Genomic DNA, 21,904 nt, shown 5'->3' on the forward strand with positions numbered 1-21,904 from the left:
AGTGAGTTAGCTTCTGTAGATTCGGCGGGCGGCGTTGTTGCTGCCCTTCACAGCCCAGATGCAGGTCACTCCGCGAACTTGCGCAGAATCTGAAAAGATTTTTTCGACCCGATTTTCATTGCTGTATCTGCTGTTAGACCAGACGCAAAAAGACTCCGCCAGTTTCCCGGCGGAGTCTTCGCGTCCTCAGAGTACGCGGTGCTTATTGGCGGGTCACTACGATGGACTGGCCATTGCGACCGACGGTGGAGATGAAGCTGGCAAAGGGGAGAAAGAGATTCACCTGGCGCTGGCCGAGGCGGAAGGAGAGGCTGCGGCTGTTGTCTGGCCAGGAGGTTTCCGCATAGGTGCTGGACTCCACCACCGTGGTGCGGCCGCTGCGGGTCTCGCGGATCTGGTAGTTGCCATTGTTCAGCATGCGGACGGTGCGGAGGTAAGGGGTCAGATTGGCATCAAAGAGAATGTCGGAGGCCCAGTCGCCGCTGGTGCGGAAATTCGTCATCAGCTGGCGCAGCGTCACGCGGGGCACATTGTAGGTGGAGGTGCGGCCACGGGTGATGGTGAAACGCTGGGTGAAGAAAAACATGGCGCCTTCATTGGGGGTGATGCCCAGACTGACTTGGACATTGTAGCTGCCGGGATTGAGATCCAGCGTCCCCGTCTGGCGCACGGGCAGGATGAATCCGGCCTGCAGTTGCTCCACATTGTTCACCTTGATGCTCACCAGGTTATACTGGCTGCCGTTCACGATGTTCAGGCGGCCTTTGCCAGCAGGTGGCGGTGGCGCAGTCACCACAAAGTCCGTGAGCGTGGAGGAAACATATGGGGACTGCGACAGGCGAATGCGGCCCGTGATGGCCGCCGCAGGCACCGTGACACGGAGCTGGGCCGGGGAGACATACGTGAAGGTGGCATTCACAAACTGGCCCGTGCTGGTGCGAAACTGGATGACGTAGGGAGGCGTGACGGTGGGAGTGGTGGCCCACACATTGCCCAGGCGGTCGCGGTTGAGATTGCGCCCGTTAATCGTGATCACCGCGCCTGGGGCACCCGTGGCAGGGCTGGCGGAGGTGATCTGCGGCGGTGGCGGTGGCAGGCCCATCTGGGCGGAGGCCTGCTGGCCCACGGTGACGGCGAGCAAGGTGACAAGGGTGAGGAAGAGGCGGCGGCTGAATGTTTTCATGGGATGGAGGACGGTGAAGGATTTCGACATGGGGCGGGCAGCTCAGTGCCGCCCTTCACAGCCCAGATGCAGCTCACCGCCAGGACTTGCGCAAAATGGGCCAAGTTTTTCCTGGCCCGTTTTGCCTGGTAAAACCGCCACTCCACGGACCCGGCACACCCTGGAAAAAAATCTGGTTAATGGAACAGCCCCAGCTTTCACGTTTGGTTATGCTAACCCTATGAACGCGCTCCCACATCCCGTCGGCCAAAAGGTCGTCTGCATTCATGCCCACTTTCCAGAGGCAGCCCTGGAAGCCTTCGACCACCTGCCGCAGCAAGACGGCGTTTACACCATCCGCGAAGTCTTCTGGGCCAACGAGCACGGCACAGAGCGCCCCATGCTGAGCGTGCGCCTCACCGAACTGCCCCCCATCCGCCAAGGCTGGGGCGGCTTTTCCCTGTGGCGCTTCCGCCTGCTGGAGGACGAGAAGGAAGTGCGCCGCCGCGAGCGCGTGAAGGAAAAGCAAAAGTCTTCCGAACCCTGGGAGTAGCCCCACCGACTGGAAGCTTCCGTCAGAACTTCAGAGTGATCTGCCCGGCCACCAGATGGTGGCCTTCGCGGCCCGCGCCCTGCCGTCCGGCCATGCTGTATTGCAGCTTCGCCTGGAGGTGGCGACTGAAGCGATAGCCCACCGAAACATCCGCCCGCCAGCCATCATTGTCCCAGGCGGTGTCAGTGCCTGGCAGATCGCCGAACCAACTTTGATTCCACCTTGTGGCCACCCACCATTGGGGCCCGAGCTTGCGCTTCACCTCCACAAAGCCGCTCACGACGCGGACGGTCCCGGCATTGGCTTCCAGAAAAGGCGGAACAAGGTGGTTGCCACCTAGATTAGGCACTTCAAAGCGGCTGTTCATCAGCTCTCCCCACACCTGCCAGGGACCGTGGGTCCAGGAGGCATCCACCCCGTAAGTGGTCTGGTAATAGTCCTCCCGTTTGGTGAAAGGATTGCCGCCCGGGACGACCATAATGCGCTGCCTGGGGGATCGCGCATCCACCAGGTAGGCCCCACGGCTGTAGGAGATGCCCATGTCCCATTCCGGTGCAGGCCGCCATCCGATGCGCCCTGTATAAGTGGTGGCATCCCACCCGTTTTCCACCCCGTCCCAGGATCGGGGGGCAGAGGCCAGCGCGGCATTTTTAGCTTCAAAGGCATAGTCAAACAGACCGATTTGGCCAAAGACCGAGGCCCCAGTGGCATAGGACGGACCCCAGATGATGGGCTGCCAGGTCTGGCGGTTGTCCGGCAGGTTGCGTCGGTTTTGGAAGGCGGCAAAAGGCACCGCTCCATCATCGCTCACCGGCAGCATATCGCTGTAGGCCATGGGCGCGGTGATGAAGGGATTGTCCCAGGACAGGCGGCGCTGGGTCCAGGCGCCAAAGGCCGTGGCAAACTTGCCTAACCGGAAGTTGATCCAGCTTTTCTCCAGGGGTTTCCATTCGAGAAAGTATTCGTCCAGCCGCGTCTGGCCATCCGGGGCAAAGCCGGGATCAAAGCCCCGGTCCACCCGCATCTGCACATGGCCACGCAGATGCTCCGTCGCCTGGAGATCCAGAAACAGCGTCAGGCGCGGATTGAAAAACAAATCGTCATCCGTATTCAGCAGGCCCATGGCCGGCGTGTCGGGCGCATACAGCTCCAGATCAATCAAGCCCGATAGGTCCGCACGAAACATCTGGTTAGGCGTGGACACCGTCAGCGCTTCGTCCACCGTTTCCAGCACCGACTGGGCACTGGCGGAGACCGCGCTAAAAAGCAAAAGAGAGACAAGAAATTTCATCAGTCGGGGGAGGGGTCAGTGACGATGCGGAAAGCGGTGACAGCATCCGCGAAGCCTTTCAACCTCAAAGGTTCCAGCGGCACGGCAGGGATTTCGGAAGGCAGCAGCCTCTGCGTGGCAGCATCCACCACGATCTCTCCCGCCGCCGCGCTGCTGCACAGGCGGGCCGCCAAGTTCACACGCTCACCCACCACAGTGTAATCCGCCCGATTTTCTGCCCCGATGCAGCCCGCCACCACCGTGCCCGTGGCGATGCCAATGCCGATGCCCATCGGCTCCTTGCTTAGCGCATTCAGCCGCTGGCGCTCAGCGATCATCTCCAGGGCGCAGTTCACTGCATTCTGCGCATCCTCGCCATGGCTCGCAGGTGCCCCAAACAGGATCATGATGGCATCTCCGGCGAACTGGTTGATCACCCCATGCCAGCGATAAACCACCCGCGTCAGTGCCCCCATGTGATTGTTCAGCAGGGCGATGACCTCGCGCGGATCCCGCCCCGCGCTCAGGGCGGTATAACCACGGATGTCGCAAAACACCACCGTCACCTGGCGCAGCTCCCCGCCCAGCTGGATGCTGCCCGCCATGAGCTGCTCCGCCACGCGTGCATCCGCCACCATGTTCAGCACCGAGTGGTAGCGCTCCTTCAGCTCCAGGCCCGCCGTCATGTCGTTGAAGGATTCCGTCAGCGCCGCCAGCTCATCCGTCCGTCCTTTCTCCAGCCGCACCTTCAGATTCCCCCCGCGCACCTCATGGGTGGCCGCTACCAGTTCGCGGATGGGCTGCGCCAGCTGCGCGGCAAACAGCCAGCCCGCCACTGAGGCCAGCAGCAGCGCCAGCGCGCCGATGCCGATGACGCGCCATTGCAACGCTTTTTGTTGGGCCTGCAGCTCCGCCAGGGAAAACACGCTCACCAGCCAGGCCGGAGGAAAGCGGGACCCGGCATTCAGCAGGTGCGCATGGGCCAGGTACTCCGTGCCCTCCTGGCGGAAGGAAAACTCCGTCTGCTCCGTCGTCGTTTGCAGCGCCTTCAGAGCTGCGGCAGCGGCCTGGGGCAGGCTGGCCCCGAGAAGCTGCCCCTGAGTCCAAAAGGCCGCCTGCAAAGGCTGGTTCCCCTGCCCGCCCAGCACAGGCATCAGCCGTCGTACACTCTGCCCCAGGAACAGCGTGCCCACCGTCTGGTCAAAGTTCCGAATGTGCATGGCCAGCACCCGATGCAGATCCTGCCCGCCCTCCGCCCCAGGCAGCAGGGCAAAGCCCACCTCCGCCTGCACCTGCTCCTCCGGCAGCGTTTTCGCCACGGCCTCCAGTTGCAGCGTCAGCGCCTTTTCAGCCGCCTCTTGAAAGCGACCCGAACGGCTGCCCTCCGGCGGCGGCATCATGCCCGTCTGGGCACTGGCCAGGCGGAAGAAATCAAACTCCGCCAGCCGCAGTTCATCCGCCGCCACCTGGTATGTTTCCGGGTCGCCTTCCTCCAGGGCCGCAAACAACCGCACCGATTCCGCCAGTCGCGCCGCCTGCTTCCGGGCCAGTTGCAGTTGCGCCTCCTGCTCCAGGCGAAAGGCCGCCATCTGCTGGCTGAAAAGCGTGTCCACCATGCGCCGGTACGATGCGCTGTTCTGGGTCTGTGCCACCATCAGCACCGCCGCCGTCGTGCCCGCCACCACTCCCAGAATGGCCTGCTGAAGCTTGGCGCGAAAGGTCATGGGCGCAGGTTCGATTAACGCGAGAGTTGCACGGAGGCCGTCTTGCCATCCGTCACCGTCACTTGGCCCTGCACCGTTTTTTCGGAGGGCAGCAGCGCCTTGATCTGGTAGCTGCCCGCAGGCACACCGCTGATCTTGAAACGTCCCTGCGCATCCGTCACGGCAAACCAGGGCGTGTCCAGCACCAGCACCCGGCAGCGCATGTGCTGGTGGATCTCGCAGTAGATTTTGACGAGGCCCGCCTTGTCAAAGTTGATGCGCGGGCTGGGCTCATTCTTGCGAAATCGGCCCAGGTCAAAACGGCGCAGTTTGGAATAACTAAAAACGTTGTGAAATTCGTCATCGTTATTGGGGAACTCCGCGCTCGCACCCTTTTGCAAAGCCACCAGCGAAGGGCGAAACTGATACCCACGCTGCTGGATCTTCACCACCTCTCCCGTGCGGGTCTGCGGATAGGTGCCGCCGCTCATCTCCAGCCACACAATGGCCACCCCAGGCTCTTCCCCTTCGATGGGTTTCACCGTCTTCGGTTTGTAGCCCGCATCCACCGCTGGCGGGCGCTGGCTGTCCAGCACCACCGTCCCCTGCACGCCTCCTGCGGCAAAGGCAGGCAGGCTCCAGGAAAGAACAATCAGAGGAATGAGAAGCAGGCCTTTCATCGCGGCCTATGAAAGCCGCATTTCCAGCCGCTGCCAACAGCGAAGGTCAAAACGCCCAACGCACATTCAGCGCCCCGAACGGTGCGGGGTCCAGATTTTCATCCACCCGCACACGCTCTTGCTCATCACGGATTTCAAACTCGCCGCCGAAATTGATCCCGCCCCGCAGCGACACCGTCAGTTTGTCCGTCGCCTTCCAGATGATGGAGGCCGCGCCCTGCCAGCCGGAGACATCCAGGGTATTGGCTCCATCATTGCGGTCCAGGTCCCAGGACCCACCGCTGGGGTAAAGGCTGAGGCTCAGCGTCAGCGGCTCGCTTACCTTATAACCCAGCACCATGAAGGGCGGCGTCACCTGCACGATCCAGTCACCCGGCCTCCAGATGAAACCCAGCGCTGGCAGCAGCGTGCCGTCCTCATTCGCATAGCTGGCAAAGACGCCGCCCGCGATGGTGAAGGTCTCTGTGAATTCATAGCCGATCAGGCCCAGGGCCGAGATCTGGAAATCATCCAGCGAGATGCCGTTGAAGTCCGTGCCCAGACCTGGTGTCACGAAGCCCAAGCCCCACCAGTTGCTGGTGGGCGAATTCCAAAAGTAGCCCACCTGCGCCTCCAGCGTGTGAAGGTCCATCGTTTCACCGGGATCAAAATTGAGCTGCGTGAGGTTGTAGCCCAGGGAGGTGCTCAGGCGGCCTCCTTCACCCACCTTCGTGCTCCACACCGGGATGATGGTGCGGACTTCGAACATCTCCAAACTGCCCTTCAAGCTGCCATCGAAATCCTGCTCTCCGATGAAGGTGGTATCCACCATGTAACCGGGGCGGCCAAAGCCGAAAGCAGCCGGGTCAATCAGTTCAGCCGCAGGCAGAGAAGCCGCCAAGGAGAAGGCGGCACAGAGGGGAAGCGTGAATTTGAGGGGCATGGCATTTGAGCAACGCCAGCCCCTCTCTGATGGATGCAGAGGATTGTCTTTAGGCCACGTCAGTCTTACACCCGACTCCAGCGCTGAAAGGTCTCGATAGCCTCATACTCGGCCAGCCCCAGGGCATCGTAGTTTCGGGCATTCTGCCGGTTCGATTCAGGCGAGCCCAGCTCCAGGCTGGAAAGGGAACCGTAGCGGGAAAGCGCGCGGCCTTTGCGCCCGAGCTGCATCGGGCTCAGCGGCACCGCCATGTCGATCTCATGCGCCGCCAGCGGCTTCTCCTTGCCGCGATACAGCCACAGGCTGGCACTGCCTGCCCAGTCTTCTTTCTTGCAGGCCTTCAGCGCACTTTCCAGCACGCGGAAGCAGATGCCGGAGACGCTGCTCGGATCCGCCGCATCCCCGGTGGTGTAGATCTGGTGTGGGCGATGCTCGCGCAGCAGGGCTGCCAGAGCCTCCACGTCCGCCTCCGTGCTTTTGAAGCGGCGGTAACGACCCTGCTCATAGAAGGGCAGGTCCAGGAAGGTCACATGGTCCGTTCCCACATTGCAGGCATGGGCCGCATCGCGCAGTTCCCCACGCAGGATCAGGCCCTTCAGCTGGCGCAGCACGGGAGTGTCTTCGCCGAATTCACCCTTCTCCTCCAGCAGGCGCAGCACCTCGCGGGCATAGGCCGTCTGGTTTTGCCAGGCCGGACTGTCTTCCACGATGCCTGCCAGCTCCAGCAAGGTGCCGGCAAACTTGTCCGCCTCGCTGTCGGCAATGCGCAGGCTGCCGCTCGTCAGCGCGACGATGCGCACATCATGCCCCTGCTCGACGAGTCGCTCGATCGTGCTGCCCATGGCCACGATGGCATCCTGCGGCTCCGGACTGAAAACGAGCACGCGCTTCGGATACGGCGTGGCCCGTTCTGGACGGTAGGTGTCGTCCTCGTTCGGCTTGCCGCCGGGCCAGCCCGTGATGGTGTGCTGCAGCTGGTTGAAGATGCGGATGTTGAGCTGATAAGCCGGACCTTGTTCCGAAAGGAGATCGCTCAGGCCATGCTCATTGTAGTGCTCATCCGTCAGCTTCAGCACCGGGCGCTTCGTTTTAAAGGCCTGCCAGGTCACCGCACGGCGGGTCTCCCGCGGGGTCCAGGACACTGGGCCCACGAGCCACGGCAGCTTCACCCGCGTCAGCTCGCGCGAGGCCCCAGCATCAATGAAGAAACGGGCATCTGGATGATCCTGAAGGAAGGAGGCGGAGATGGCCTCCGTCACTTCGCCTTCCACGGCCTTGGCCACCATCTCGGCCTTGTTTTCACCCCAGGCCATCAGCACCAGTTTCTTGCCGCGCAGGATGGTGCCCACCCCCATGGTGATGGCAAAGTGCGGCACGTTTTCCTCCCCACGGAAGTCGGCGGCGGCATCCTGGCGCGTCACGCGGTCCAGCGTGATGCGGCGTGTCAGGGAGTCGCGGCTGGAGCCCGGTTCGTTGAAACCGATGTGGCCCGTGCGCCCGATCCCCAGGATCTGGAAATCAATGCCGCCTGCCGCATCCATCTTCTCTTCATACTCGCGGCAATGAGCGAACACCTGGTCTCCGGGAACAAGACCGCTGGGGATGTTGATGTTCGCCTTCGGGATGTCGATGTGATCGAAAATCTGCTCCCGCATGAAGCAGGCGTAGCTCTCAGGATGGTCACCGCTGAGGCCGTAGTATTCGTCGAGGTTGAAGGTGATGACGTTCTTGAAGCTCAGCCCTTCTTCCTTATGCAGGCGGATCAGTTCTCGGTAAAAAGGCACCGGGGTGGAACCTGTGGCCATGCCAAGCACGACATTTTTCCCCTGCATGGCGCGCTCCTCGATCAGCGCCTTCACCTCAGCCGCGAGGGCCTTTGCCGCCGCTCCAGAGTTGGGGAAAATATGGGTGGGAATGTGCTCGTAGGACTCAGCAAGGGTGCGGCGGGACATGGTCTGGGGGCGGTGGTTGGGGAGGAAAGTCCGTCGTCTGATTCAAACGGCAAGCCAATCCATACGCGGATTCTGGCGTTGTTTCATCAGCACTCAACCCCGAACCTGCACCGCCTGCGATATCCGCGTGTGCGGCTCGCGTATTCCTGTGACCGGGAAGTCCCCACCCTGCCTCCCTCAGTTCGGATTGCGCACCACAGCCACCGTTTTGCCGCAAGCCTCCCGAACCTTCTCCCACTCCCCCTTCTGGATCCACTCGCGCCGCGCCATCCAAGTACCGCCACAGGCCACCACATTTGGGTTTTTAATGTAGCCGGCCAAGTTTTCCAAATTCACCCCGCCTGTAGCCAGAAACTGCATTTTCGGAAACGGGCCTGCCAGCGCCTCAATGGCCGTCAGGCCGCCAAAGGCCTGGCTGGGAAAAAAGTTCACCAGGCTCGCCCCTAGATTCTGCGCCTGCATGATCTCCGTCGGCGTCACCGCGCCTGGGATCACCAGCAAATCCCGCCGTCGACCATGCCGCAAAATGTTCTCATCAAACCCCGGCGTGACGATGAACCGCACCCCCAGACGCCACGCCGCATCAAACTGCGCCAGCGTCGTCACCGTCCCTGCCCCCACGATCATGTCCCGCCGATCCAGGAGGCGCTCCAGCGCTGCCAGAGAATCCTGCGTACGCAAGGCCACTTCCACCACTGGCAGCCCCCCGGCCACCAGGGCATCGGAAAGAGGCTTGACCGATCTTAAGTCGTCAATAATCACGTTAGGGATGATGCGGTGATGAGCCAAAAGTTCGATGATCTCTTTCATAAGGAGCCTGGGTGATCCGTCACCCCCAGTACCACGTTGCGCATTGCAAGTTACACGATTTCTTCACCAAAGTTCAAATCTTCTGGGCATCCAAGCAGCATTCACCATGGGGACAGGTTCCAGTCTATCCTCTTTATACAGCTAACTGACCCTATTTCCGGCCAGATAGGTGCATGCCCATTGCATGCGGACCGGCTGCAATGGCCGGAAAAGCCCGCTGTACAAAAACGCTGGAATATACCCCACCCCGGCGTAGTTCTTACGCCCTCCCCCAACCCCCGCCCCCCGCAACCGCTATGCGTCAACTGCTCTGCAGCCTGATTGGTCTTTTCGTCGTCTCATCTCTTCCTGCCCAAACCCGCACCTGGACGGGTGCCGGAGCGGATGACAACTGGGGTACCGCCGCCAACTGGGGAGGCACTGCCCCAGTCGCCACCAATAGCATTGGCTTCGCAGGCACCACCCGCCTGAACACGATCAACAACCTGACGCCCGACATCGCCATCGCCGGCATCAGCTTTGCCGGCGGCTCGGGGGCCTTTGTCCTCAGTGGCAACCGCATCACCCTTACAGGCAACATCACCCAGAACGATGACACCCTGCAGACGATCAATCTGGACATGATCCTCAGTGCCACGCGCACCTTTACCCAGGGCACCGCAGGCACGGCCACCGCAGGCAGCATCACCCTCGGTGGCATCCTCAGTGGCAGCGGCGGCATTATCAAAACAGCCGCTAACACCTCCACCGCCGCCAACTACAACACTCTGACCCTCCTGGGCACAAATACCTACACGGGCAGCACCACCGTGAGCTCCGGCACCCTCCTCGTCAGCGGTCTCACCGGTTCCATCGCCACCAGCAGTGCCATCATAGTGGACAACGGTTCCAGCTTAGGCTCCGCCGTTTCCATCGGTGCCCGCCTGTGGCTGGACAATACGGCAGGCAACCTGAACCGCCTGGGCGACACCTCCGGCATCACCCTCCGGGGCTTTGGCCAGTTGCAGCTCACCGGCAATGCCACCACCAGCACCACCGAAACCGTCGGCCAGATCACCCTGGGCGGCGGCATCGCAGGCTCGCGCGGCGTCATCACCCTGGATGGCACTGGCACCGGTCTGCTTAACACCCTGGCAGCCTCCGGCTTGGCCCGCAGCAATACCAGCACCGGCCTCATCCGTGGCACCAACCTCGGCCAGGCCGATACCAATGCCACCCGCATCACCCTTGCCTCCACCGCAGGCCTGACCTTCGTCGGCACCTCCACCGCCAGCGGCAGCACCCCCGGCACCGCCAAAGACCTCCGCATCGTCCCTTACCTCCTCGGCGACACCTCCGCGACAGGCAATGGAACCAGCTTTGTCACCTACGATTCCGTCGGCGGCCTGCGCCCCCTGGCGACCAGCGAATACACCGTCCTCACCGCTGGTTACACCAGTGCCCTCAATCCCGAAAACGTCACCGGCTTCAACGGCACCCTCACGAACGCCAGCCCCACGGTGAACTCCCTCCGCTTCATCGCAGGCTCAACCCTCAGCGGCACAGGCACTCTCACTGTGGCCAGCGGTGCCATCGCCAATCTCACCGGTGGTGCCACCACCATCAGCGGCTTCAGCGGCATCACCCTCGGCAACGGCATCTGGAATGAAGGTATCCTCACTGCCCAGGGCAACACCCTCACTATCAGTGTCCCCATCAACGTAACGGGCGGCGGTGGTATCACCAAGGCAGGTGCCAATGAAGTCATCCTTTCCGCAGCCAACACCTACACCGGCGAAACTCACATCCACCAGGGAACGCTTACTGCCTCTCACAACAACGCGCTGGGCAGCACCAGTAGTCGCACAGTAGTCAACGCAGTCGAAGGCGGCATCCTCGGCCTCCGTGGCGACATCACCACCGCCGAACCCATCACCCTCATTGGTGAAGGCGTGAACTTCGCCGCTGCTCTCCGAAACCTTTCTGGCAACAACACCCTCACAGGTCTCATCACTGTCACAGGCAGTTCCCGCATTGCCACCAGCGCGGGCATCATGAACGTCACCGGCGGCGTCAACGCCTTGGCCACGTCCCAGCTCGTCATCAACTCCAGCTCGACCATCAACTTCTCCGGCCAGTCCGTCATCCTCGGCGCGGGCGGCAGCTTTTACGCCGACTCCGGCGGCCTCACCACACTTTCCTCCACAGGCAACTACTGGGGCAGCACCCGCATCGGATCGAGCGCTACCACACCCACCCTGCGTTTGGGCGCAGAAAACGTTCTGCCCGAATTCAGCCAGCTCCAGCTCGGCTTCAGCTATGCCGTCAGCGGTGGGGTGGACCTCAATGGCTTCAACCAGACCGTCGGCTCCCTCTCCACGGGCACCTCTCTGGCGGGCACTCGCGTCATCACCAGCGCCACCCCCGCCACATTGACGGTGAACCAATACACACCCACCAGCTATGATGCAGGCTTTGGCGGGGCCGTTTCCTTCGTCAAAGGCGGCACCGCCGCACTCACCCTCCAGGGCACACACACTGGCACTGGCACCACCTCCGTGAACAACGGCACCCTCATCCTGGACTACACCGCCAGCAACACCACCAAACTGGCCGATGGTGCCGCCCTCATTCTCGGCACCGCCACCCTCCAGCTCGACCGCTCCACCACCCCCACCGGTTCCCATGTGGAAATCGTCGGCTCCACCACCGTTCGTGGCTCGGCCAACATCACCCGCCCCGGCGGCACCTCCACCCTCCAGCTCAATGAAATCACCCGTGAAGGCGGCACCCTGAACATCGCCACCGCTGGCATCGCCACCACCGACACCCTGAACAATGCCGCAGGCATGCTCGGCACCTGGGCCACCGTCGGCGGCACCGACTGGGCCGTGAACTCCACCAATGCGGCCGATGGGGCCATCACCGCCTTCACTGGTTACAGCGACATCACCCGCGTCGGCGTCAGCGCAGTGCCCAATTCCCCTGGGGCCAACATCCGCATCATCAATGGCGGCACCAGTGGCAACATTACCCTCGCCGCCACAACGACCGACATCCACAGCCTGAACATGACTGCCAATGGCGGCACCACCACGATCGACCCTGGCACCGGTGAAACCCTGCGCCTGGGCGCCCAAGGCGGCATCCTCCACGCCGCCGGGGCCAGCGCCCTCCTCATCGGCACCGCCGCCAATGACGGCCCCCTCACCGCAGGTGGTGCACCGGACACCACAGGCGAAATCCTCATTCAGCGCTGGTCCACGAATGATCTCACCGTCAACTCCACCATCGCCAATAACGGCACAGGCATTGTCTCCGTTACCCTCGGTGGCAGCACCGGCACCACCCGCTTCACCGGCACCAACACCTACACCGGCCGCACCACCCTCAATGCAGGCCGTCTCATCATTGATGCCGAAACCGCGCTGGGGGCCAATCCCACAGCCTTTGCTTCCGACCAGCTCACCCTCAATGGCGGCACCCTTTCCACCGGCACCGCCTTCACCCTCGATGATGCGAATCGCGGCATCACCCTCGGCGCTTCTGGTGGCACCCTTGAAGCCACCTCCGCAGCCAATGTCCTGGCCCTTACCGTCGCCGTCCCCGTTGCGGGCAATGGCCCCTTGAACAAGACCGGGGCCGGAGATGCCCAGCTCAGCGTCGCCAACAGCTACACCGGCCACACCTATGTGAATGCAGGCCGCCTGCGCATCAGCCACGGCTCGGCCCTGGGGACTACCGCCAGCGGTACCACCGTGGCCAACAACGCTGCCCTGCGCCTGGAAGGTGCCGGGTTCACCCTGGCCGAGCCTCTCTTCCTCATCGGTCAGGGCATCAGCAGCGCCGGGGCTCTGCAGAGCAACACAACGACCGACAGCACCGTCTCTGGCCTCATCACCATGCCCTCCTCCGGCAGCTCGCGCATCAACGTCAGCAGCACCGGCAGGCTCATCGTCAGCGGCGGCGTCCGCAGTTCAGGCGTCTCTTCTACGGACACCCTCGTTGTCGTCGGCGGGGTGACCTTCACCGACAACCCGGTCAATATGTACACCGGTCGCCTGGAACTCGTCTCCGGTGCCACCCAGCCCATCATCGCCGTCGCAGGCAACAGCTACGGCGTGCTGAATTCCGGCTGGGGAGCCCTCTCCCAGGTCACCGTCAGCAATGCCCTCAGCCCCATCGGCGTCCTTGAGCTGGGTTACCACGCCACCTTCAGTGGCAGTTCGCCCAACACGACTTTCAATCTCAATGGCACCCAGCAGACCGCTGCCGAGCTCCGCACCGGGGCCATCTCCATCGGTTCAGGCGGCTACACCAGCCCCACCCGCATCCTCACTGGCACCATTGGCTCCTACCTCACCCTCAACCAGGCCACCAACAGCCTCTTCGATGGCAGCCTGCAAGGCGCAGTCTCCCTGGTGAAAAACGGCAATGGCATCCTCAGCCTGCAAGGCAACAGCACCACCACCGGCGACACCGTGCTGGTGGCCGGTGGCATCGAGCTACGCAATGCGCCAGGCTCCATCCAGTCCGGCACCCTCGCTGCCAGCACTGGCAGCAGCAGCAACTTCACCACCGTCATCACCGGCCTCACCAATGCCACCACCACCCTTTTGGTGGGGCAGCCCATCACGGGCGCTGGCATCCCCGCAGGCTCCTTCATCGCCTCCATTGACAGCAATTCCCAGGTCACCATCCGCTCCACCGTCGCCGCCACCGCAGGCAGCACCACCGCCACCTTCGGCGCAGTCACAGGCGCACTCACCAACAGCACCCTCGAATACCAGGGCGGCAACTTCAGCTTTGGCGTCACCACCGCCGCCACCACCCTCGGCGGCATCAAGGGTTCCCAAAATCTGAGCCTCACCAATGCCGGCAACAACCCCGTGGCACTCACCGTCGGCGGCAATGACCAATCCACCCTTTACAGCGGGGCCATCAGCGGCAGCGGCTCCGTCATCAAAACCGGCACCGGCACCCTGGAACTCACCGCCACCAGCACCCACACCGGCGGCATCGCCGTGAATGGCGGCGTGCTGCTGGTAAACAACACCGCTGGCTCAGGCACGGGCCTGGGCCCCGTCTCCGTCCTCACCGGGGCCACCCTCGGCGGCACAGGCAGCATCGGGTCCGCCAGCTCCACCGCCAACATTCTAGTGAACAGCGGTGGCAGGCTGCGCATCGGCAGCACCCACGGCATCCAGGAAGGCATCCCTGCCGATCTCGACCTCGCCACCAGCGGCCTCGGCACCATCACCCTCAGCGGCATCGTCCAGTTCGATCTCTTCGCCCGCAGCGCCGGCATCAACAGCACGGAAAACAATGACATCCTCCGACTCACCTCCGATACGGCGGTCATCATCGGCGGCACCTTGGAAGTCACCAACAGCACCCTGGATGACACCTCCACCTGGGTCTATGGCGATTCCTGGCAGCTCTTTGACTGGAGCGGTCTCAGCCCCGACCCTCATCACACCGGCGGCTTTGCCAGCTTTAACCTGCCCACCCTCAGCCCCGGCCTCATCTGGGATACCAGCGCCCTCTACACCACCGGCTTCATCACCATCGCTCCAGAGCCCGGTCGCGCCTTCCTCCTCGCCCTCGGCGGCTTCAGCCTTTTGCTCCGCCGCCGTCGTCGGGTGGGTTGAGCCCCTCCCACACACGCCGTTTTTTCGGCCGCAAGCGCGTGGGGCCACCCCGTTGCTTGCGGAAGATGTCAAAGACCACGTCCGATCCGTCCACCTTCATCTGGTGGACCATCTTCAGCAGCGTGCCCAGCCGTCCCTTCGGAAATCCGGCCTTGTTGGCAAACCAGCCCAGGTACTCCGCCGGGATGTCATAAATGGGCACTCCATAAGGCGGGTGATTCTGCGGCCCGTACTTACCAAACGGCATGTGCGTCCGCCCGATCTCCTCAAGATCGTGCTTCATCTGGGCGGCCAGGTCATCCATACCTCATCAAGGGCTGGGCCGTCCCTTTTGTCCAGCCAGGAAAGAATCGTCTCCCAACTACACAAAATCCTCGTATCCTGGCGGGCGCTTGCTAGTTTCCCGACCCGTGATCAAAAAAAGCACCAGGGGCATTTGGGGCGCGCTTGCTTTCAGCGTGGCAGGCACAGCTATTTCTTCGGCAGAGCCCGTGAAAGTCACCCTCAAAAACGGAGCCCAAGTCCAGGGCGACATTCTCCGCGAACGCGATGACGTCCTCATGCTCGATCTCGGCTTCACCGTCCTGAACGTGCCCCGCACCGAGATCGCCTCCCAGGAAAAGACCAGCGCCCAAAAGCTCATCGGCCCCAGCATCGCCGAAAGCGAGGACATGTACTTCGTCGAGCCTGGCCGCGAGCCTCTTGCCGTGGACAAAAACGTGCTGCGCGTAGGCGAGGCCGTCGTCCAGATCCAGACTTCCTCCGGCCTCGGTTCCGGCTTCATCATCAATAAGCTCGGCCACGTCATCACCAACCAGCACGTCATCGCCGGCGAGCGCGAAATCTCCGTCGTCGTCTATCGCAAAAAGAACGGCGGCCTGGAAAAGGAAGTCTTCCCCAAGATCAAGATCATCGCCATGAACGGCTTCCTCGATCTCGCCATCCTGCAGATTGACGATCCCGCCGCCAGCAAGCTGCCCTTTGCCCCCCTGGGCGATTCAGACCTCCTCATCCAGGGCCAGCCCGTCTTTGCCATCGGCAGCCCCCTCGGGCTTGAGCGCTCCGTCTCCCAGGGCATCGTCAGCGTCCGCGCCCGCGAGACCCGTGGGGCCTGGTCCATCCAGAGCACCACCCAGATCAACCCCGGCAATTCCGGCGGCCCCCTCTTCAATGCCCGCGGCGAAGTGGTGGGAGTGAACAACATGAAGCTCGCCGGTGTCGGTGTGGAGGGCCTCGGCTTCTCCATCCCGGCCAATCTGCTCAAGCTCTTCCTCAAAAACCGCGACGCCTTCGCCTTCGATCCCCGCAATCCCAACAGCGGCTTCCGTTACCTCTCTCCCCCTGCCCCGGCCACTCCGGCCGCCCCTGCACCTTCCTCCAAAACCCCAGAGACTCAGCCATGAAACCTCCCCGTTTTCTTTCCCTTTTCACCCTGCTCAGCCTCCTGGGTAGCGTGTCCGCCCGCGCAGACAAGCTCGACGAATGGTACAAGCTCCTGCCCAAAAACACCGTCGGTGTCATCGCCATCAAGAACACGCCCGAGTTGCTGGCCGATTGGGACAAGAGCAGCTTCGCCAAACTGATGCAGGATGAGGAGTTCAAAAAATGGACCGCCCCCATGATCAAGGACGGCGAAACTCCCTGGGACAAGGCCCTAAAGGAAGAAACCGGCGAAGGCCTTTATGACAGCCTCAAGCGCTACCCTGGCGCCAGCATGGCCATCTTCGTGGGCGACAGCCCGGAAGATTTCTCCGGCGACTCGCCCCCCGTCTGCGCCCTAAGCGACGCCACCGGCCAGGAAAAAGCCCTCGAAGAAATGAAGGCCAAAGAGGCCGAGCTCTCCATCAAAAAAGACGAGACCCTCAAGCAGCGCACCCAGGACGTCGCCGGTGTCACCGTCCACATCCTCTCGGACTCTGAAGATGCCGATGAAGGCTGGGAAGACGGTCACGCCTTCGTGGATAGCACCCTTGTGGAGGCCACCTCCCTAAAGGACATGCAATACCTCATCACCGCTCTGAAAAGCGGTGCCGGGGAAGGCTCCGACGTCGTCGGCGGCCACCTCACCCGTCTCTCCAAACTGACCGACGGCAACACCGACGTCCTCATCTACCTCAATGGCGAAACCCTCGTCCAGTGGGGTCTCGATGCCGCTCTCGCCTCCGCCGGTGAAGGTGCCGCCCAGATGCCCGTCTCCCCAGAGACCATCATCGAAGCCCTCGGCCCCAAGGAACTCCAGTCCATCGCCCTCACCCTCGATCTCTCCGATGCGGAGTCCCGCATCGAGATGGCCATCCTCCATCCTGAAAAACCCACCGGCTTCGTCAATCTCCTGCGCAGCTCCCAGGGCGAGATCACTCTCCCATCCTTCGTCCCTGCAGACGTCCTCAGCAGCACCGTCACCCGTTACAGCCTCCTCGGCCTTTGGGACAATCTCCTCGCCATGGTCAACAAGCTCGGCCCCATGGCCGCCATGGCCACCATGCAGCTCGGCGGCGTGGAAGCCCAGGCCGGGGTGAAAATCCGCGAAGACATCTTCGCTAGCCTCGATGACGAATACATCGAAATTACCGATGGCACCCTCGAAGACCAGAGCCAGGTCCTCGCCATCAAGGTCAAGGACCGCGAACGTTTCGGTGGTGCCGTCGATGGCGTGAAGCGTTTTGCTGGTTCCGGTTTTGCCGCCTTTGAGGAGACCGAGTACCTCGGCTACCAAATCAATGTCATCAAGGCCGCCCAGCCTAGCGGCACCGAGCTCGCCTTCTGCCTCACCGATGGTTACTTCCTCTTCAGCACCGGCCCCCAGGCCCTACTGAAAAAAGTCCTCGCCCGCATGAAGGAGCCCACCGGCCCCAGCATCTGGGATGACGCCCGCGTGCAGGATCTCATCGCCCGCCTGCCCAAGGGCTACGGCGGCGTCGGCGTCGCCGATGGCGGCAAGATGATGAAGGTCGTCGTGGATGCCATGTCCATGGTCCAGGGCAAAGTCGGCCAGGGTTCCAAGAAAAAAGGCAAGGGCAAGAAGGGCAAAGGCAAAAAAGCCGTCGATCCTGACGACACCGATGCTGCCCTCGAGGCCATCGCAGGTGGCCAGGACTCCTGGTTCGACCCCGCCGCCGCCCCCTCCGACGCCATGTGGAAGCGCTACTTCGGCACCAGCATTAGCGGCTACTACTCCCCTGCCGATGCCATCCACTACCGCGCCATCTCCACCCCTGTCGAGGCCCAGTAAATCGCCGCCCTGCTCATGCGCGCCCTCCTTTTCCTCGCCGCCCTCACCGCCCAGGCTGCCGATACCCCCGGCCTCTACTTTGATGGGCCGGAAGTCGTCAAGCTGGACTGGAACACCTCCAGCCCCCGCTCCGGCGACTTCAATGGCGACGGGCTGCAGGACCTCGTGGTCTTGAATCAGGATCGCGCGCGCATCGAGTTCCTTCTCCAGCGCAAGGCGGGTGCCCAGCCTGGCGAGCCGGAGCGCACCTCCCGGGGAGATCGCTGGAACCCCATCCTCGAAGTCTCACGGCTGGAAAAGCAGCCACTCATTATCGGCCAGAGCGCCTGGTCGCTAGCCGTCGGCGACTGGAACGGCGACAACCGCCCCGATATCGCCTACACTAACGACGATGACAAACTCGTCCTCCGCACCCAGGGCAAGCCCGGCGACTGGAGCCAGAAAAAAGAGTTCACCCTCGATTCCACCGCCGAGGATGGCACCGTCCTCATCGCCACGGACCTCAACGGCGATAAACGCCACGACCTAGCCCTCCTCACCTCCACCCGCCTCATGGTCTGGCTGCAAAGCGCCCCCGGCACCTGGGCCGAGCCCAAGACCTACGTCCTCGGCCAGACCGAGTGCGGCGGCCTGCGCAGTGGCGACCTCAACGGCGACGGCCTCACAGACCTGTTTTACACCGCGCCTGATTCTGATGCACTTCTGGTTAGGCTACAAAAGGAAGGCGCCAGCTTTGGCGAAGAATGGCGTCTCGAGATGCCCGAAAGCCGCTGCTGGGTCCACCCCGTGAAACTCGGCAAGGACACCGGCCTCGCCTGGATCCGCAGCGACACTGGCATGGTCGAAATCGCCCGCCTCACCAGCACCGCCGCCAAGCCCGATTCCGACCGCGCCGTCACCATCCGCCACGCCATGCCCACCACGGAGAGCAAGGGCGGCGGCACCGCCTATGGCGACCTCAATGGCGACAAAGTCGCTGACATCGTCCTCGCCGAGCCCAAGAACGCCCGCCTCTGGTTCTTCGCCGGCCTCGCCACCGGCGGCTTTGCCGAAGGCCGTGAATTCCCCGCCCTCAGCGGCATCGAAAGCATCGCCATTGCCGATGTCGATGGTGACAGCAAACCCGAGCTCCTCCTCCTCAGTCCCGCCGAAAAAAGCCTCGGCCTCTCCCGCTGGGCCAAGGACCGCCTCACCTACCCGGAGGTCATCCATCAGACCACTGACACCCTGCTCACCCTTCAGACCGGCCGCCTCGGCGATTCCAAGGAAACCTCCGTCCTCGTCCTCACCGAGGCCAAAAGCAAAGTCTCCCTCCTCTCCCTGAAGTGGGCCTCCGCCGACAAGAAATTCCAGGCCTCCAGCCAGGAGCTGCCCAGCAGCCCCACCAAGCCCAATGCCCTCCGCTTAGTTGACGCCAACCAGGATGGCCGCGGCGATCTCGCCATCTTCTCCAGCATCGCCTCCATGCAGATCCTCCTCAGCCAGAAGGACGAAAAAATCCCCTTCAAGCGCGCCGAAGGCCTGCCGGACAACCTGCTCAACAAGCTCTCCGCCACCGCCATGACCACCGCCGACCTCGATGGCGACGGCAAAGCCGAAATCATCGTTGCCAAGGATCAGATCGCTCGTGCCCTCCGCATCGGTGCCGATGGCAAAGCTGTCACGGTCGAGCAGTTCAACGCTCCCGAATCCACCGCCCAGATCAGCGCCGTCATCGTCGTCCCTGGCAAAGACAAGCCCGATGTCCTGCTGGCCGATACCGCCAACGGCCAGCTCTACGAAATGGTGCCAGGCAAGGACGGCGTCTATCGCTCCGCCCACACCCACGCCCTCTCCAGCCTCACCCCGGACGAATGCCACCTCATCCCCACCGGCAAAGGCAACGGCCTCCTCCTCATTGGCAAGACCAGCTTCGAAATCAGCCCCCTCACCGGCGACATCCTCGCACTGGAAACCGTCACCACCTTTGACAGCGAACTCAAGGACACCTCCGCTACCGACCTCATCGTCGCCCCCTTCACCCAGGGTGCCAACGACGATCTCGTCATGATCGATTCCGGCAAAAGCCGCGTGCTGGAACTCTTCCAGGCCCAGGCCGAAACTCCTCCCACCTGGATCAGCGCCCTCCACTTCCGCATCTTCGAAATCGACCCCCAGTACCGTGGCAAAACCGGCCTCGCCAGCGAACCCCACGACTACACCTCCGTGGATCTCAATGGCGACGGCAAACTCGACCTCGCCCTCCTCGTCCACGATCGCCTCCTCCTCTACGTGAGGAAATAAGGGGCTGAAATGACCGAGCCGAGAAGCCGCCTGCGCCAAAGTACTCCAGAGCTTTAGCTCGCCCAAATCCCACCCCGGTTCCGGTCGGAAGCTCAGTCGTAGGGCGGGTGTGTCCGGGGCAAAAAAAGCTCGCAACTCAATACGTCCCATCGCCGGATTACCCGCCTGTCTGGGAGCCTTCGCAGCCCCTGCATTCCCACCCCGCCACCTCTCTTGCTTCAGACCGGGCTCACAGGAGCACCCCTAACCTCAACTCCACGTGCCGTTCTTCAAAAACCCGATCGGCAGCGAACTCGAGTTCACGTTATAAAAATTCGCGATGTTCGGCAGCACATAATCCATGTCCGCCGCCGACACGCCAAACCAGCGAAGCATCTCGGCAAAGAGTGAGTCCACCGAAGTCGTAGGAATCGTCCGGCCACCGTAGCCCGTGTCATCGTTGCTTTCCAGAGTCAGGTCCGGGAATGTCCCATAGATGCGCCCGCCGCGTATCGGCCCGCCCATCACCAGCGCATTCGCCCCCCAGGCATGGTCTGTGCCTCGGCCGTTGCTCCGCAGCGTCCGGCCAAAGTCCGAGGCCGTGTACGTGATCACACTGTCCTGTAGGCTCAGTTGGTCCAGCGCCCGTTGAAAAGCCGTCAGGGCCTCGTCCATCATCGTCAGCATCTCGGCCTGCGTCTCCAGCAGTTCACCATGATGGTCCCAACCGCCAAAGCTCAGGTACAAGGTCTGCCGATGCAGCCCAAGGCTATCGCGCAGCGCGATCATCTTAGCCGCCGCACGAAACTGCTGCGCCACCCAGTTGCCCGAGGGAAACAGGCCGCTGATGGCGCTGTCATCATAGCCGTTGAACTGCTGCAAAAAGAACTCCTGGAGCTCGATGCTCGTCTTGGTCAGCCGGGCATAGGACTGCTGCATCAGGTTCGAGTAAGACTGCTCGATCATGCTCCGGTGCGCCGCATTCTTCAGCCGCATCGGATGCAGCGCCTCCCCGATGTCACTGCCCGTGAAAGTCAGCGCCCCGCTGTCAGTCACCACAAACTGCGTGGTGCTGTTGCCCACCTGCCAGAGGCTGTTGCCCGCCAGCGAAATGTTCATCGAGATGCTGTCCGCATTCACCACACTGTGCAGCACATCCGCCGCCCGCCCGGCCCAGCCCGCTAGCTGCGTCATGCCCTGCGGCACGGACGTCTGCCATTGGTCGATCTGGTCGCTGTGCGAATACAGGGCACGTGGCAGCGGCATGGTCTCGGCCAGGTATTGCGCCTTTGTCACCGGCTGGATCAAAGTGCCCACATTGGAAATGAAGGCCGCACGCCGCTTCGCCGTATCCCCGCCCAGACCATTGAACAGCTCCTGCAGGCCAGGGCAGCTCGGATGGATGCCATAGAGCTGCCCGTCCCCGCCATCCTGGTTCAGAGGCCGCAGCTCCGCAGTGCCCAGTGCCAGATGATCCCGCGTCTCCGCATAGACCGCGTGCCGTGCACTGTCCCGAGGGACTAACCAATTGTAGGAATCATTCCCCCCATGCAAAAACAGGCACACCAGCGTCCGGTGATCCGTCGGTGCCCCCTGCGCGGCTGCATTCCCCGCCAGCTTCAGGTTCAGCAGCGTGTTCAGCACCGAGACGCTGCCCAGCGCCGAACAGGCAGATTGTCCGATGAAACGGCGGCGGGTGGAGGTTGAAGGCTTCATAGGGAACTAAGC

Annotated in this window: 14 protein-coding genes; 5 read left to right on the forward strand and 9 right to left on the reverse strand. The window is 62.6% G+C overall.

Annotated features, from left to right (window positions below):
- Positions 1–202: 202 nt before the first annotated feature.
- Complete coding sequence (locus tag ABEB25_RS19045) at positions 203–1,213, reverse strand: IPT/TIG domain-containing protein (RefSeq protein ID WP_345738025.1); 1,011 nt, start codon at positions 1,211–1,213, stop codon at positions 203–205.
- Positions 1,214–1,403: 190 nt separating this feature from the next.
- Between ABEB25_RS19045 and ABEB25_RS19050 the strand changes: the two genes are divergently transcribed.
- Positions 1,404–1,715: a hypothetical protein gene (locus ABEB25_RS19050; RefSeq protein ID WP_345738027.1), complete on the forward strand. Its 312-nt coding sequence runs from the start codon at positions 1,404–1,406 to the stop codon at positions 1,713–1,715.
- 22 nt (positions 1,716–1,737) lie between these two features.
- On the opposite strand, the gene ABEB25_RS19055 is transcribed toward ABEB25_RS19050, so the two are convergent.
- The 6 genes from ABEB25_RS19055 to ABEB25_RS19080 form a co-directional block, all read right to left on the reverse strand.
- Positions 1,738–3,006: a hypothetical protein gene (locus ABEB25_RS19055; RefSeq protein WP_345738028.1), complete on the reverse strand. Its 1,269-nt coding sequence runs from the start codon at positions 3,004–3,006 to the stop codon at positions 1,738–1,740.
- Positions 3,006–4,709 (reverse strand): adenylate/guanylate cyclase domain-containing protein, encoded by a 1,704-nt coding sequence (locus ABEB25_RS19060; RefSeq protein ID WP_345738029.1) that lies wholly within the window; start codon positions 4,707–4,709, stop codon positions 3,006–3,008. Before ABEB25_RS19060 ends, ABEB25_RS19055 begins: the two co-directional genes overlap by 1 nt.
- Before the next feature lie 14 nt (positions 4,710–4,723).
- The gene (locus ABEB25_RS19065; RefSeq protein WP_345738030.1) at positions 4,724–5,368 is read right to left on the reverse strand and encodes a carboxypeptidase regulatory-like domain-containing protein; all 645 of its coding nucleotides are present in this window, start codon (positions 5,366–5,368) and stop codon (positions 4,724–4,726) included.
- A 46-nt stretch (positions 5,369–5,414) separates the two neighbouring features.
- Positions 5,415–6,290, reverse strand: a complete 876-nt coding sequence (locus ABEB25_RS19070) for a DUF6268 family outer membrane beta-barrel protein (protein ID WP_345738031.1) — start codon at positions 6,288–6,290, stop codon at positions 5,415–5,417.
- Positions 6,291–6,355: 65 nt separating this feature from the next.
- Positions 6,356–8,242 carry a glucosamine-6-phosphate deaminase gene (gene nagB, locus ABEB25_RS19075; RefSeq protein ID WP_345738032.1) on the reverse strand — a complete coding sequence of 629 codons (1,887 nt, stop codon included), beginning with the start codon at positions 8,240–8,242 and terminating at the stop codon, positions 6,356–6,358.
- 177 nt (positions 8,243–8,419) lie between these two features.
- Positions 8,420–9,052, reverse strand: a complete 633-nt coding sequence (locus tag ABEB25_RS19080) for a bifunctional 4-hydroxy-2-oxoglutarate aldolase/2-dehydro-3-deoxy-phosphogluconate aldolase (RefSeq protein ID WP_345738033.1) — start codon at positions 9,050–9,052, stop codon at positions 8,420–8,422.
- Between the two features lie 296 nt (positions 9,053–9,348).
- Between ABEB25_RS19080 and ABEB25_RS19085 the strand changes: the two genes are divergently transcribed.
- On the forward strand, positions 9,349–14,682 hold the full coding sequence (locus ABEB25_RS19085; RefSeq protein ID WP_345738034.1) for a beta strand repeat-containing protein: 5,334 nt from the start codon (positions 9,349–9,351) through the stop codon (positions 14,680–14,682).
- Here ABEB25_RS19085 and ABEB25_RS19090 read toward each other — a convergent pair.
- On the reverse strand, positions 14,645–14,986 hold the full coding sequence (locus tag ABEB25_RS19090; RefSeq protein ID WP_345738035.1) for a putative quorum-sensing-regulated virulence factor: 342 nt from the start codon (positions 14,984–14,986) through the stop codon (positions 14,645–14,647). The genes ABEB25_RS19085 and ABEB25_RS19090 overlap by 38 nt on opposite strands.
- Before the next feature lie 187 nt (positions 14,987–15,173).
- Here ABEB25_RS19090 and ABEB25_RS19095 point away from each other — a divergent pair, with 187 nt between their 5' ends.
- Genes ABEB25_RS19095 through ABEB25_RS19105 form a run of 3 tightly spaced genes read left to right on the forward strand, consistent with a single transcriptional unit; the run spans position 15,174 to position 20,197 of the window.
- Positions 15,174–16,085, forward strand: a complete 912-nt coding sequence (locus ABEB25_RS19095) for a S1C family serine protease (protein WP_345738036.1) — start codon at positions 15,174–15,176, stop codon at positions 16,083–16,085.
- Positions 16,082–17,914, forward strand: a complete 1,833-nt coding sequence (locus ABEB25_RS19100) for a hypothetical protein (protein ID WP_345738037.1) — start codon at positions 16,082–16,084, stop codon at positions 17,912–17,914. The genes ABEB25_RS19095 and ABEB25_RS19100 overlap by 4 nt, the downstream gene beginning before the upstream one ends.
- A gap of 15 nt (positions 17,915–17,929) precedes the next feature.
- Positions 17,930–20,197, forward strand: a complete 2,268-nt coding sequence (locus ABEB25_RS19105) for an FG-GAP repeat domain-containing protein (protein ID WP_345738038.1) — start codon at positions 17,930–17,932, stop codon at positions 20,195–20,197.
- A gap of 249 nt (positions 20,198–20,446) precedes the next feature.
- Here the strand turns inward: ABEB25_RS19105 and ABEB25_RS19110 are convergent, their stop codons facing one another.
- Positions 20,447–21,892 carry a DUF1501 domain-containing protein gene (locus tag ABEB25_RS19110; RefSeq protein WP_345738039.1) on the reverse strand — a complete coding sequence of 482 codons (1,446 nt, stop codon included), beginning with the start codon at positions 21,890–21,892 and terminating at the stop codon, positions 20,447–20,449.
- Positions 21,893–21,904: the final 12 nt, after the last annotated feature.

The sequence above is a fragment of the Prosthecobacter algae genome, from assembly GCF_039542385.1.
GTDB classification, from domain to species: domain Bacteria; phylum Verrucomicrobiota; class Verrucomicrobiia; order Verrucomicrobiales; family Verrucomicrobiaceae; genus Prosthecobacter; species Prosthecobacter algae.